At 72.4% G+C, this 13,517-nt stretch carries 12 protein-coding genes; 10 read left to right on the plus strand and 2 right to left on the minus strand.

From position 1 onward, the window contains the following. Positions 1-56: 56 nt before the first annotated feature. Positions 57-2,012: an acetate--CoA ligase gene (gene acs / locus ACULK2_RS05615; protein ID WP_445970382.1), complete on the minus strand. Its 1,956-nt coding sequence runs from the start codon at positions 2,010-2,012 to the stop codon at positions 57-59. Between the two features lie 586 nt (positions 2,013-2,598). Between acs and ACULK2_RS05620 the strand changes: the two genes are divergently transcribed. From ACULK2_RS05620 to prpB, 8 genes are all read left to right on the plus strand, one after another. Continuing rightward, the gene (locus ACULK2_RS05620) at positions 2,599-3,837 is read left to right on the plus strand and encodes a TadA family conjugal transfer-associated ATPase (protein WP_445970381.1); all 1,239 of its coding nucleotides are present in this window, start codon (positions 2,599-2,601) and stop codon (positions 3,835-3,837) included. Between the two features lie 17 nt (positions 3,838-3,854). Beyond that, complete coding sequence (locus ACULK2_RS05625; protein WP_445970380.1) at positions 3,855-4,886, plus strand: type II secretion system F family protein; 1,032 nt, start codon at positions 3,855-3,857, stop codon at positions 4,884-4,886. Positions 4,887-4,944: 58 nt separating this feature from the next. Continuing rightward, positions 4,945-5,235, plus strand: coding sequence for a DUF4244 domain-containing protein (locus ACULK2_RS05630; RefSeq protein WP_445970379.1), 291 nt, complete (start codon positions 4,945-4,947; stop codon positions 5,233-5,235). 16 nt (positions 5,236-5,251) lie between these two features. Further along, a complete protein-coding gene (locus ACULK2_RS05635; protein WP_445970378.1) occupies positions 5,252-5,560 on the plus strand; it encodes a TadE family type IV pilus minor pilin in 309 nt (102 codons plus the stop codon). Then, positions 5,557-6,000, plus strand: coding sequence for an Rv3654c family TadE-like protein (locus ACULK2_RS05640; RefSeq protein WP_501044970.1), 444 nt, complete (start codon positions 5,557-5,559; stop codon positions 5,998-6,000). The genes ACULK2_RS05635 and ACULK2_RS05640 overlap by 4 nt, the downstream gene beginning before the upstream one ends. A 197-nt stretch (positions 6,001-6,197) precedes the next feature. Then, positions 6,198-6,881, plus strand: coding sequence for a GntR family transcriptional regulator (locus tag ACULK2_RS05645; protein WP_445970376.1), 684 nt, complete (start codon positions 6,198-6,200; stop codon positions 6,879-6,881). 107 nt (positions 6,882-6,988) lie between these two features. Beyond that, the gene (locus ACULK2_RS05650; RefSeq protein WP_501044971.1) at positions 6,989-8,527 is read left to right on the plus strand and encodes an MmgE/PrpD family protein; all 1,539 of its coding nucleotides are present in this window, start codon (positions 6,989-6,991) and stop codon (positions 8,525-8,527) included. A gap of 13 nt (positions 8,528-8,540) precedes the next feature. Beyond that, the gene (gene prpB / locus ACULK2_RS05655; RefSeq protein WP_445970275.1) at positions 8,541-9,440 is read left to right on the plus strand and encodes a methylisocitrate lyase; all 900 of its coding nucleotides are present in this window, start codon (positions 8,541-8,543) and stop codon (positions 9,438-9,440) included. Between the two features lie 133 nt (positions 9,441-9,573). On the opposite strand, the gene ACULK2_RS05660 is transcribed toward prpB, so the two are convergent. Then, the gene (locus tag ACULK2_RS05660) at positions 9,574-9,807 is read right to left on the minus strand and encodes a hypothetical protein (protein WP_430645855.1); all 234 of its coding nucleotides are present in this window, start codon (positions 9,805-9,807) and stop codon (positions 9,574-9,576) included. A gap of 197 nt (positions 9,808-10,004) precedes the next feature. Between ACULK2_RS05660 and topA the strand changes: the two genes are divergently transcribed. Both topA and tmk read left to right on the plus strand, forming a co-directional pair. After that, positions 10,005-12,824 (plus strand): type I DNA topoisomerase, encoded by a 2,820-nt coding sequence (gene topA / locus ACULK2_RS05665; protein WP_445970276.1) that lies wholly within the window; start codon positions 10,005-10,007, stop codon positions 12,822-12,824. After that, positions 12,821-13,441: a dTMP kinase gene (gene tmk / locus ACULK2_RS05670; RefSeq protein WP_445970277.1), complete on the plus strand. Its 621-nt coding sequence runs from the start codon at positions 12,821-12,823 to the stop codon at positions 13,439-13,441. The genes topA and tmk overlap by 4 nt, the downstream gene beginning before the upstream one ends. The last annotated feature ends 76 nt before the right edge of the window (positions 13,442-13,517 follow it).

The raw sequence follows: 13,517 nt of genomic DNA on the forward strand, positions 1-13,517 counted from the left end.
GAACGACGGATGCCGCGGCCGGAACGTCCGGCCGCGGCATCCGGTCGTCCGGGGCGTCAGCGCACCTGGGCGCTGATGACCTCCATGATCGAGGTGTCGGCGAGGGTCGTGGTGTCGCCCACCTCGCGGCCCTCGGCGAGGTCGCGCAGCAGACGCCGCATGATCTTGCCCGATCGGGTCTTCGGCAACTCGTTGACGATGAACACCTGACGGGGGCGGGCGATCGCGCCGATCTGGGTCGCGACGTGCCTGCGCAGCTCCTCGCTCGCCTCGAACGGGTCGGTCACGTGCGAGACCTGGCTGGCCTTCAGGATGACGAACGCGACGACCGCCTGGCCCGTGGTCTCGTCGGACGCGCCGACCACGGCGGCCTCGGCCGTCCAGGGGTGGGCGACGAGCGACGACTCGATCTCGGCGGTCGAGAGGCGGTGGCCCGAGACGTTCATGACGTCGTCGACGCGGCCGAGCAGCCAGATGTCGCCGTCCTCGTCGCGGCGCGCGCCGTCGCCGGCGAAGTACTTGTCGCCGAACTTCTCCCAGTACGTCTCCTTGAACCGCTCGGGGTCGCCCCAGATTCCGCGCAGCATCGACGGCCACGGCTCGGTCGCGACGAGCAGCCCGCCGCCCTCGCCCTCGACCGCGGTGCCGTCGTCGTCGAGGATGTCGATCGAGATGCCGGGCACCGGCACCTGCGCCGAGCCCGGCTTCAGGTCGGTCACGCCCGGGAGCGCCGAGATCATGATCGCGCCGGTCTCGGTCTGCCACCAGGTGTCGACCACGGGGATGGAGCCGCCGCCGATCACGTGGCGGTACCAGATCCAGGCCTCGGGGTTGATCGGCTCGCCGACCGAGCCGAGCAGGCGCAGCGTGCGCAGGTTGAACTCGTGCGGGATCTGCCGGCCGAGCTTCATGAACGAGCGGATGGCGGTGGGCGCCGTGTAGAGGATCGTGACGCCGTACTTCTCGACGATCTCCCACCAGCGGCCGGGGTGCGGCGTGTCGGGGGTGCCCTCGTAGAGCACCTGCGTCGCTCCGTTCGCGAGCGGGCCGTAGACGACGTACGAGTGGCCGGTGATCCAGCCGACGTCGGCGGTGCACCAGTAGACGTCGCGCTCGGGGTGCAGGTCGAACACGTTCCTGTGGGTGAACGCCGCCTGCGTGAGGTAGCCGCCCGACGTGTGCAGGATGCCCTTCGGCTTCCCGGTCGTGCCCGACGTGTAGAGGATGAACAGTGGGTGCTCGGCCTCGAACCCCTTGGCCTCGTGCTCGCTCGACGCGGTCGCGACGGTCTCGTGCCACCAGAGGTCGCGATCGGCGTTCCAGTCGACCTCGTTCTCGCCGCGCTTGACGACGAGCACGTTGCGCACGGTGCCGCCCTCGGCCTTGCCGAGAGCCTCGTCGACCACGGGCTTCAGCGGGAAGACGCGACCCTTGCGGTAGCCGCCGTCCGCCGTGATGACGACGGATGCCTCGGCGTCGTCGATGCGGGAAGCAAGGCTGTCGGCGCTGAACCCGCCGAAGACGACCGAGTGGATGGCGCCGATGCGCGCGCAGGCGAGCATCGCCACGACGGCCTCGGGGATCATCGGGAGGTAGATCGCGACGCGATCCTGCTCGCCCACTCCGAGGTCGCTCAGCGTGTTCGCCGCGCGCTTGACCTCGTCGGTGAGCTCGGCGTAGGTGATGTCGCGGGAGTCGCCGGGCTCGCCCTCCCAGTGGATGGCGACGCGGTCGCCGAGGCCGGCCGCGACGTGGCGGTCGAGGCAGTTGACGGCGACGTTGAGCTCGCCGTCGTCGAACCACTTCGCGAACGGCGGGTTCGACCAGTCGAGGGTCCGGGTGAACGGCTTCTCCCACTGGAGCAGCGTGCGGGCCTGGTCGGCCCAGAACTCGAGCCGGTCGGTACGAGCGGCGTCGTAGAGGCCCTCGTCGGCGACGGCCTGGGCGGCGAACTCGGGACTCGGGCGGAAGCGCCGGATCTCCTCGAGCGCGTGATCGATCTGCGCGTTCATAGTGGTGCGATCGCTCCTTCGCGAAGTATTCAGATGACGGGTCGCCTGCCCCACACAGCACCATAGCGCCCGCCGCCCGATGTTTCGCTGCGTGTGTCGCTCGCGCTCGGGTGCCGGGCGGGCGTATCGTGGGGCTCGCGCGAGGGGGCGCATCGGGGGATCGGTCCGCCGATCGAGCGCTCTGCCGACGGATCGCGACATCCCCGAGGTCGGAATCGATCGCGGATCGTCGATTCGCCGACGTTTTCTGTCGTCGACCGCCATCCGGCTGGAGGATCTCGACGAGATTTCTGTGTGTCCGCACAAATGAGGACAAAAAGTACTTGCGCATGGATCTCCAGCCCATACACTGATGTACGCCCGAACGACTTCGATTCGAGGCCTGCAGCGCATGCGATTCCCCCCAATCAGTGCGCTGCCGAGGCGGCACCTGTTCCCCCCAATGGGTGCCGCCCCCTTCTTTTAACGCGGCGTTCGTACGTCGACCGCACGAGCTCTCCTCCACAACGGCGTGGTGGAGAGCTCGTCCCGTTTCCGGCGGTCCCCCGGGGCCGTGCGCCGAGTCCGCGCGCCTAGCGTCGTGCCCATGTCCGTCCCGTTCGTCGCGGTGCCCTCGTGGGAGACCGACGCCGCGCCCGAGTGGGCACCGCGTGGACGCGGCTCGGGTTCCACCGGCGCCGGCCCGGGGAAGCAGGCCGCCACCCGGCGGCGGGCGGATGCCGCAAGCGCATCAGGCGACGCGGGCGTGACGGATGTCGGGCGCGACTCGGATGTCGCCGGTGAGCCGGGTGGGCGCGGTGCGGCGGGCGTCGCGGTCGCGGCCCGAGGCGGCGAGGTCGGGGCGTTCGGGGCCGCGACGGACGCCCGAGCGCTCGGGATCGACGGGCCGGCGCCGATTGCGTCGCTCGATGTCGCGCCGCTCGGACCGCTCGCCCCGTTCGCCGCAGACGCGCGCGTGACCGACCTCTTCGTGAACGGCTCGCAGGGTCTCTGGCTCGATCGCGGCGCGGGCCCCGAGCATCGACCCGAGTGGCGTGCCGACGAGGCGGAGGTCCGGGCACTCGCCGTGCATCTCGTCGCGCGAGGAGGACGGCACATCGACGAGGCGACGCCGGCGGTCGATGTCCGGCTCGGCGAGGGCATCCGGGTGCACGCCGTCCTGCCTCCCCTCTCGGCCTCGGGAACGCTCCTGTCGATCCGCGTCCCCCGTGCGGCGGGGTCGAGCCTCGACGCGCTGGCGCGCGCGGGCATGTTCGATCCCGCTCAGGAACGCCGCCTCCGCGACGCGGTGGCAGACCGACGCAACCTCCTCATCACCGGTGCAGGGGGCACGGGGAAGACGACCCTCCTCGGCGCCCTGCTCGCCGAGGCGCCGCCGGGCGACCGGATCGTGCTGCTCGAGGACGTCGCGGAGCTCCGGCCCGCGCATCCCCACGTGGTGTCGCTGGAGGCGCGGCAGGCGAACCTCGAGGGCGCGGGCCGCGTCGGGCTCGACGCGTTGCTGCGCGAGGCGCTCCGCATGCGGCCCGATCGGCTCGTGGTGGGGGAGTGCCGCGGACCCGAGTTGCGCGACCTCCTCGCTGCACTGAACACCGGGCACGACGGCGGCGCGGGAACGCTGCACGCGAACTCCCTCGCCGACGTTCCCGCGCGGCTCGAGGCACTCGGCGCGACGGCCGGCATGTCCGCCGGGGCGGTCGCCAGGCAGGCGGTCAGCGCGTTCGACCTCGTCGTCCACCTCGACCGCCTCGACGGACGACGTCGGGTCGCGGAGGTCGGCGCTCTCGCGCTCGTCGACGGCCGCCTGGAGGTGGCGGCATGTTGAGCCGTCGGGTCCCGTCGATGCTCCGACCTCTCGCCAGGGTGGCCGGACGCACGCGTCGTGACGACTCGGTCGGCATCGATCTCGTCGCGGGGATCGCGGAGCGCCTGGCCGCGCTCCTCTCGGCCGGCCTCGCGCCCGCGACGGCGTGGGGCGCCCTCGTCGCGGATCCCGCGGTGGTCCTGCCCACTTCGCCGGCCGCGTCGACGAGAGCCGGTGCGACTCGGGATCCGTCGCCGGCCGGGGCGACGGACGGCGCCGTGATCGCCGAGGCGGCGCATGCGGCCGCCGCCGGACTCCCGGTCGCAGAGGCGCTCGGGACCGCGCTGGAGGAACATCCCTCCGCCGTACCGGCGTGGTCGGTGCTCGCCGCCGCGTGGGCGGTGGCGGATGCCTCGGGTGCGCCGCTCGCGCGCTGCCTCACCATGCTCGCCGCGACCCTGCGCGACGAGGCGCAGCTCCGACGGGAGGCGGCCGCGCTGCTCGCGGGGCCGGCGGCGAGCGCCCGGCTGGTCGCGGCGCTGCCGGTCATCGCCGTCGCCTTCGGCGCACTGCTCGGGTTCGACACCTTCGGCGTGCTCTTCGGCGGCCCGCTCGGCTTGGCCTGCCTCATCGTGGGCGGTGCGCTGCTGTGGGGCGGTGCCCGGTGGAACCGGGCGCTCATCCGCCGTGCCGAGGTCGCGCGACCCGCCGCGGGCCTCGAACTGGAACTGCTCGCGATGGCGATGTCGAGCGGTGCCTCGGTCGCGAGGGCCGAGCGGATGGTGCGGGAGGCCCTGTCGAGGCATGTGCCGGGGGTCGCGGCGCCCGGGTCCGCGGCATCCGTCGTCGCCCTCGCCGAGCGCGCCGGAGCACCCGTCGCGGAGCTGCTCCGCGCCGAGGCGGCTCGCGTCCAGGGCGCGGCGCGGACCGAGGGAGCGGCCCGCGCCGCGGCGCTGGGCGTGCGCCTCATGATCCCGCTCGGATGCTGCGTGCTTCCCGCCTTCGTGCTGCTCGGTGTCGCGCCGCTCATGATCTCCGTCGTCACAGGCACCCTCGGCGGTGCCGGATGACGACGACCCGACTCGTGCCACCGTCGCCGCCACGCGCGGCAGAGAGAAGGAGAACCGCATGCACCAGTCATCGCCTGCCGGCCGATCCGGCGCCGTGAGCGCCGATGGGGTCGACGCCGCCGGCGCGGCCGTCACCGAGCAGTCGCCCAGGCGAACCGGCGCGGCGCGCCGGCGCCTCGTCGCGTTCGCGCGTCGTCTCGGACGCGAGCGCGGCGCCGCCACCGCCGAGTACGCCGTCGCGACCATGGCGGCCGTCGGCTTCGCCGGGCTCCTCGTCGTGATCCTCCGTGGCGACGAGGTCCGCGGCATCCTCACCGACCTCGTGCGGAATGCGCTCACGGTCGGGTGACGCCGAACGCGGCAGCGTGACGGCGGAGTTCGCCGTCGCGCTGCCCGCGATCGCCCTCGTGCTCGCGGCGTCCCTGGCGTCGGTCCATGCGGTCGCGCTGCAGGTGCGACTGGCGGATGCGGCGGCCGACGCCGCTCGTGCGCTCGGCCGGGGCGAGTCGGTCGACGAGGCGGCCGGCATCGCCGCGCGGCACGTCGGGGGTGCGCGGCTCGCGGTCTCCGAGGACGGCGCGTTCGTCTGCGCGAGCCTCACGGCGAGCCCCGGCGCGCTGCTCGCGGCGCTCGAACTGCGCGCCGAGTCGTGTGCGATGCGGGGCGGACTGTGAGGCGCCCGCGTGTCGCGCGAAGCGTCAGGCGCTCGTTCTCGCACCGCCGGGCGAGGGGCTTCGCGCGCCGGGCGAGCAGCGCGACGCCCCGAGGATGGCGTGCGGACGAGTCCGGCGCTGCGACCGTCGTCACGGTCGCGATCCTCGGGGCCGTGGTTGCGCTCGCGGTCGCGGTGGTCGGCGTGCTCGGCGCGTCGGTCGCGGCGCAGCAGGCGGCGAATGCGGCTGACGCCTCGGCGCTCGCCGCGGCCGATGCGATGAGCGGTGCCGTGGTGGGCGACCCGTGCACGCTGGCGGCAGACCTCGCGTCTCGTCACGGGGCGGTCCTCGTCGAGTGCTCGATCGACGGGCCGGTCGCGATCGTCTCGGTCGTCGTCGCGGGCGGGCCCCTCCGTACGTCGGCCTCCGCTCGCGCCGGGCCGCCGGGGTGGTCCGGGTGACCCTGTGATCGGGGCGCTCGCACCGGGCGACTCGCAGGCAGCGCCGGCAGCCACTGCGGGACGGCGTGCTGCGGCGTCCGTCCCAACGCATATGTATACATAAGGTGGGCTAGGCGCAGAGAATTTCTCGGATCATTGCGGCGTGAAGCGCATCAGTGTATACATGAGACGCAGCTGTCGAACACGGGAGGAGCCGCATGCGGGCCGGTGAACGGGCGTACGAGGCCATCCGCCACGAGATCCTCGACGGCGTGCTCGGACCGGGCGCCGTGCTGCAGGAGGTCGAGCAGTCGGTCCGCCTCGGCGTCAGCCGCACGCCGGTGCGCGAAGCGCTCCGACGCCTCGCCGCCGACGGCCTCGTCGAGGCGACCGGCCGGGGCTCGATCGTGACGGAGATCTCGCGCGAGGACATCGTGGCGCTCTACGAACTCCGCGAGGCGCTCGAGGCCTGTGCCGCGGGGCTCGCGGCGCGACGGCGAGCGGAGCCTCCCTTCCTCGCGATCCGCGACCGCCTCCACGATGCGCCCCGCCTCCTGGCCGAGGGCGAGGCCGGCCTCACCCGGTACTTCGAGATCGTCGACGACCTCGATCGAGCGATCGACGAGGCGGCCGGCAACCCGTTCCTCGGCAGCGCGCTGCGGAGCGTGCATCTGCACTCCGCCCGCATCCGTCGCCTGTCGCGGCACAACCCCGAGCGACTCCGCGCCGCGGCCGCCGAGCACGAGCTCATCGTCGAGGCGATCCTCGCGGGCGACCCCGAGCTCGCCTCGCACGCCACGCACGTCCACCTCCACCGCAGCCTCACCAACGCGCTCTCCGGCGCCTCCGACGACGAGGCCTCACCGCCGGCGGAAACCGGCGACAGGTCGCGCGTGGCCTGAACGAGTCATCCGCCCGCCCGGTCCAGACGATCGGCCCGGCCGCGACCTCCGGAACCCACGGCGACCAGAGACCCGACGAGACCACCACCGAACCGAAAGGCCGAACCGTGCAGCAGCACCACGTGCGCGTCCACCGCAGCGAGGAGAACCTCGCCCGCCCCGACCAGCTCGCCTGGAAGATCGCCGAGGTCGCCGCCGACCCGGTCGAGGTGACCGACGAAGTCGCCGAGATGGTCGTGAACCGCGTCATCGACAACGCAGCGGTCGCCGCGGCATCCCTCACCCGCGGGCCGGTCATCGCCGCACGGTCGCAGGCGACCGCGCACCCGGTGTCGGTCGGCGGCGACGGCGCGACCGTGTTTGGGCTCGAGCCCGCGCGCCGCACGAGCCCCGAGTGGGCCGCATGGGCGAACGGCGTCGCGGTGCGCGAGCTCGACTTCCACGACACGTTCCTCGCGGCCGAGTACTCGCACCCCGGCGACAACATCCCGCCGATCGTGGCGGTCGCCCAGCACCTCGCGTCGCGTCGCGGCCTGACCGGCCGCGACGTCGTCCGGGGCATCGCGACCGGGTACGAGATCCAGGTCGACCTCGCGAGGTCGATCTCGCTGCACGCGCACAAGATCGACCACGTCGCCCACCTCGGCCCGTCGGCCGCGGCGGGCATCGGCACGCTCCTCGGCCTCGACCCCGAGACGGTCTTCCAGGCCGTCGGCCAGGCGCTGCACACGACCACCGCCACGCGGCAGTCGCGGAAGGGCGAGATCTCGACGTGGAAGGCCCACGCCCCGGCGTTCGCCGGCAAGATGGCGGTCGAGGCCGTCGACCGCGCCATGCGCGGCCAGACCAGCCCGGTGCCGATCTACGAGGGCGAGGACGGCGTGATCGCCTGGCTCCTCGACGGCCCGGATGCCGCGTACGACGTGCCACTGCCCGAGGCGGGGGAGGCGAAGCGCGCCATCCTCGACACCTACACGAAGGAGCACTCGGCCGAGTACCAGGCGCAGGCGCTCATCGACCTCGCCCGCAAGCTCAACCGCGAGCACCCCGAGCTCACGGCCGACCCGTCGAAGATCGCGAGCGTCGTCATCCACACCTCGCACCACACGCACCACGTGATCGGCTCCGGGGCGAACGACCCGCAGAAGTACGACCCGACCGCGTCACGCGAGACGCTCGACCACTCGATCCCGTACATCTTCACCGTCGCGCTGCAGGACGGCGCGTGGCACCACGTCGACTCCTACGCGCCCGCGCGCGCCACGCGCCCTGACACGGTCGAGCTCTGGCGCAAGGTCACCACGGTCGAGGACCCGGAGTGGACGCGCCGCTACCACTCGCTCGACATCGCCGAGAAGGCGTTCGGCGGCCGCGTCGAGATCACGCTCGACGGCGGCGAGACCATCGTCGACGAGATCGCGGTCGCCGACGCGCACCCGCTCGGCGCCCGGCCGTTCGGCCGCGAGCAGTACGTCGAGAAGTTCCGCACGCTCGCCGACGGCGTGCTCGAGGCAGCCGAGATCGAGCGCTTCCTCGACGTCGCCCAGCGCCTGCCGGAACTCGGCCCCGACGACCTCGGCGGCCTCACGATCGTCGCCGCGCCCGGCGTGCTCGCCCAGTTCGAGACCCCGCGCGGCATCTTCTAGGAGGAACAGGACCATGTTGTACGCACAGACCACCCCGGCGGACAAGCGCGCCGGCTTCCGCGAGCGCCTCGCGAGCGGTGAGCTCCTCCGCTTCCCGGGCGCATTCAACCCGCTCTCCGCGCGCCTCATCGAGCGCAAGGGCTTCGACGGGGTCTACATCTCCGGCGCGGTGCTCTCCGCCGACCTCGGCCTGCCCGACATCGGCCTGACGACGCTCACCGAGGTCGCCGGCCGGGCCAAGCAGATCGCGCGGATGACGGAGCTGCCGGCCATCGTCGACGCCGACACCGGCTTCGGCGAGCCCATGAACGTCGCCCGTACCGTCCAGGAGATGGAGGACGCGGGCCTCGCGGGCCTGCACATCGAGGACCAGGTCAACCCGAAGCGGTGCGGCCATCTCGACGGCAAGCAGGTCGTCGACGAGCACACCGCGCTGCAGCGCATCCGAGCCGCGGTCGACGCCAGGCGCGATCCGAACTTCCTCGTCATGGCGCGCACCGACATCGCCGCGGTCGACGGCCTCGACGCCGCGATCGACCGCGCGAAGGCGCTCGTCGACGCGGGCGCCGACGCGATCTTCCCGGAGGCGATGCGCTCGCTCGAGGAGTTCGCGGCCATGCGCGCGGCCGTCGACGTGCCGCTGCTGGCGAACATGACCGAGTTCGGCAAGAGCGACCTGTTCACGGTGCAGCAGCTCGCCGACGTGGGCATGAACCTCGTGATCTGGCCGGTCTCGCTCCTGCGCCTCGCGATGGGCGCCGCCGACCGGGGCCTGGACGAGCTGGCGGATGCCGGTGCCCTCACCGGTCTCCTGCCCGAGATGCAGCACCGGGCCGACCTCTACGAGCTCATCGACTACGAGGGCTACAACCGCTTCGACACGTCCATCTTCAACTTCACGGTCGCGCGCTGAGACGCGGCGACGACCGGGGGCACGACACGACCGGCGCGCTGACGTGCCGTCGACGAGCGGCACGTGGCGTGGCGTCGCACGCGAATGCGAGGCGTGGCGGACCATCGTGGTGCGCCACGCCTCGGCACCCGACTCAGTCGAAGACGGTCTCGATGAAGCGGTACTCGACGGCCGAAGGGCGGTCGTCGCCCGGGGATTCGAACTCGAGCCCCGCCCCGCGGGAGTAGACGTAGTGCTTGCCGCCGTCGCCGGGGAAGCTGATCCGGGGTTGCGGATCGCCGGTGTCGAGGAAGCCGGTCGAGACCGTCTTCCCCTCGAGAGGCCCGTCGATCAGCTTTGCGGTGTACGTGCCGGATGACGTGTCCATGCCGCCATTCTCCACTCGTCCCCCACCGCCGCAAGGGCCTTTCCTCCTCTCGTCGCTTCGTTCCATGAGGGGTCTCCTCACGGCCGATATGTGTATGGTGTGCCATGTCGGCGTCCTGCGCCGGCCGATGGCACACCGCTCGGGGGCGCGGCGATGATGTGCGTCCCTCGTTCCCGTCCAACAGCAAGAGGAGTCCGGTGTCTGGCGCGAAGAAGCTCGTGATCGTGGAGTCGCCGACGAAGATGCGGTCGATCGCCGCGTATCTCGGCGACGACTACGAGGTGCTCTCGTCGGTCGGGCACATCCGCGACCTCGTCGAGCCGAAGAACCTGCCGCCCGAGTTGAAGAAGGGCTCCCTCGGCAAGTTCTCCGTCGACGTCGAGAACGGGTTCGAGCCGTACTACGTCGTCTCCGACGCGAAGAAGAAGACCGTCGCCGAACTGAAGCGGGCGCTGAAGGGTGCCGACGAACTCCTGCTCGCCACCGATGAGGACCGCGAGGGCGAGGCCATCGCGTGGCACCTGCTGCAGGAGCTCAAGCCCAAGGTGCCCGTGCGCCGCATGGTCTTCCACGAGATCACGAAGGACGCGATCCTCAAGGCGAAGGACCAGACGCGCGAGCTCGACACCGCGCTCGTCGACGCGCAGGAGACCCGCCGCATCCTCGACCGCCTGTACGGCTACGAGGTCTCGCCGGTGCTCTGGCGAAAGGTCGGCCCGGGCCTGTCCGCCGGTCGCGTGCAGTCGGCCGCGACCCGGCTCGTCGTCGACCGCGAGCGCGAGCGCCTCGCGTTCGTCGCGGCCTCGTACTGGGACCTGATCGGCACGTTCACGAAGGAGACCTCGTCGTTCGAGGCGCGACTCGTGCGCGTCGGCGGCGAGCGCATCGCCACCGGCCGCGACTTCGACGACGCCGGTCGGCTCACCGGCAAGGCGGTCGTGCTCGACGAGGCGACCGCGCAGTCGCTCGCCGCTGCGCTGCGCGACGACAGCGTCGCGCGTCGCGTCGGCAAGGTCGAGTCGAAGCCCTACTCGCGCCGCCCCGCCGCGCCGTTCACCACCTCGACGCTCCAGCAGGAGTCGGCCCGCAAGCTCCGCCTCTCGGCGCGCGACACGATGCGCGTCGCGCAGTCGCTCTACGAGAACGGCTACATCACCTATATGCGCACCGACTCGGTGTCGCTCTCGCAGCAGGCGGTCCAGGCTGCGCGCACGCAGGCCGTGAAGCTGTACGGCGCCGACAGCGTGCCCGAGAAGCCCCGCGCGTACGCCTCCAAGTCGAAGAACGCGCAGGAGGCGCACGAGGCCATCCGGCCGTCGGGCGAGGTGTTCCGCACGCCCGCCGAGCTGCAGAACGTGCTGCGTGGCAGCGAGTTCAAGCTGTACGACCTCATCTGGAAGCGCACGGTCGCCTCGCAGATGGCCGACGCCAAGGGGCAGACGGCGACGGTCACGATCGAGGTCGGCCCGACCGCGACCGATGCCGCGGCGCCCGAGTCGCCGACGACCGCCGTCGCGGGCACGACCGCCGAGTTCACGGCGAGCGGCACCGTGATCACCTTCCGCGGCTTCCTCGCCGCGTACGAGGAGAGCCGCGACGAGGAGCGCAACGCCGACGAGGCGCCGGGCGAGGCGAAGCTGCCGCAGCTCGCCGAGGGGGAGGCCGTCGGGCTCGCGGAGCTCGAGGCCAAGGGCCACGAGACCAGCCCGCCGCCGCGGTACACCGAGGCGAGCCTCGTGAAGCGCCTCGAGGAGCTCGGCATCGGCCGACCGTCGACGTTCGCGTCGATCATCTCGACGATCATCGACCGCGGCTACGTCACGCAGCGCGGGCAGGCCCTCGTCCCGAGCTGGGTCGCGTTCTCGGTCGTGCGCCTGCTCGAGGAGCACTTCGGCGACCTGGTCGAGTACGACTTCACGGCCGAGATGGAGGACGACCTCGACCGGATCGCATCCGGCGAGGCCGACCGCGTCGACTGGCTCAACGAGTTCTACTTCGGCAGCGATCGCCACACGGGCCTCCGCCAGGTCGTCGACAACCTCGGCGACATCGACGCGCGCGAGATCAACTCGATCGCGATCGGCCCGGGCGTGACGCTCCGCATCGGCCGCTACGGGCCCTACCTCGAGGTCGTCGACGCCGAGGCGGCCGCCGACGCGCCGCCGCGTCGCGTGAACCTCCCGGAGGGGCTCGCACCCGACGAGCTCACGGCCGAGAAGGCGCAGGAGCTCATCGACGCGCCGGTGCAGACCGACCGCGTCCTGGGCGTCAACCCCGACAACGGCAAGCAGGTCGTCGTGAAGGACGGCCGGTTCGGCCCGTACGTGACCGAGGTCGAGCCCGAGCCCGAGGCGCAGCCGGATGCCGCGGCATCCGTCGACCCGTCGACCGGCGAGGTCGTCGAAGCGCCGCAGAGCCAGTCGGGGAAGGCGGCGAAGCGCGGTGCGAAGAAGGCCCCCGCGCCCAAGCCGCGCACCGCCTCGCTGTTCAAGAGCATGCAGATCGAGGAGGTCGACCTCGCCACCGCGCTGCAGCTGCTCGACCTGCCGCGCGTCGTCGGCCTCGACCCGGAGTCGGGCGACGAGATCACCGCGCAGAACGGTCGGTACGGGCCGTACCTCAAGAAGGGCGCCGACACCCGCACGCTGCCCAGCGAGGACGCGATCTTCGACGTCGACCTCGCCGGCGCGCAGGAGCTCTTCGCACAGCCGAAGTACGGCGCGCGGCGGGCATCGAGCGCCCTGAAGGAGTTCGCCGAGGATCCGGTGAGCGGCAAGCCGATCAAGGTGAAGGACGGCCGGTTCGGTCCCTACGTGACGGACGGCACGACCAACGCGACGATCCCGCGTGCGGAGTCCGTGGAGGACATCACGTTCGAGCGCGCCGTCGAGCTGCTGCAGATCAAGCGCGACAAGGGCCCGGCGCCCGCGCGCGGGAAGCGCACGACCGCCGCGAAGTCGACCGCCAAGGCGCCCGCCAAGCGCACGACCACCCGCACGGCGAAGAAGAGCTCGTGACCCGCGGGCTGTTCCTCACCCTCGAGGGCGGCGACGGATCGGGCAAGACCACCCAGGCGGAGATGCTCGAGCGTTGGTTCACGGCCGCGGGCCGCACGGTCGTGCGCACGCGCGAGCCCGGCGGTACCGACGTCGGCGTCGAGGTGCGCGAGATCGTGCTGCACCACCGCGGCGACGTCGCGCCGCGCGCCGAGGCGCTGCTCTACGCCGCCGACCGGGCGCACCACATCGCCACGGTCGTTCGTCCGGCGCTCGCACGCGGCGAGGTCGTCGTGCAGGACCGCTACATCGACTCGTCGGTCGCGTACCAGGGGGCGGGCCGCGTGCTCGACGCCGCGGAGGTCCGGTCGATCTCGGAATGGGCGACCGAGGGGCTCGCGCCGGACCTCACGATCCTCCTCGACCTGCCGTGGGAGGTCGCGCGCCGCCGGCTCGACGGAGCGCGGACCAGGTACGACCGGCTCGAGGCCGAGGCGGGGGAGTTCCACGCCCGCGTCCGCGAGGCGTACCTCGCGCTCGCCGACGCGGAGCCCGACCGCTTCGTGGTCGTCGACGCGACGATGCCGGTCGACGACATCCATGCCCGGATCCGGGCTCGGATCGAGCCGCTCGCGTGAGCGGAGCCCGCTCGCCGCGCGGCATCCGCTCGGTCGATGGTCAGCGGCCTCACAGCGCCGCTGTCCGCGGTCGAAG

Source organism: Agromyces molybdatiresistens (assembly GCF_052748445.2).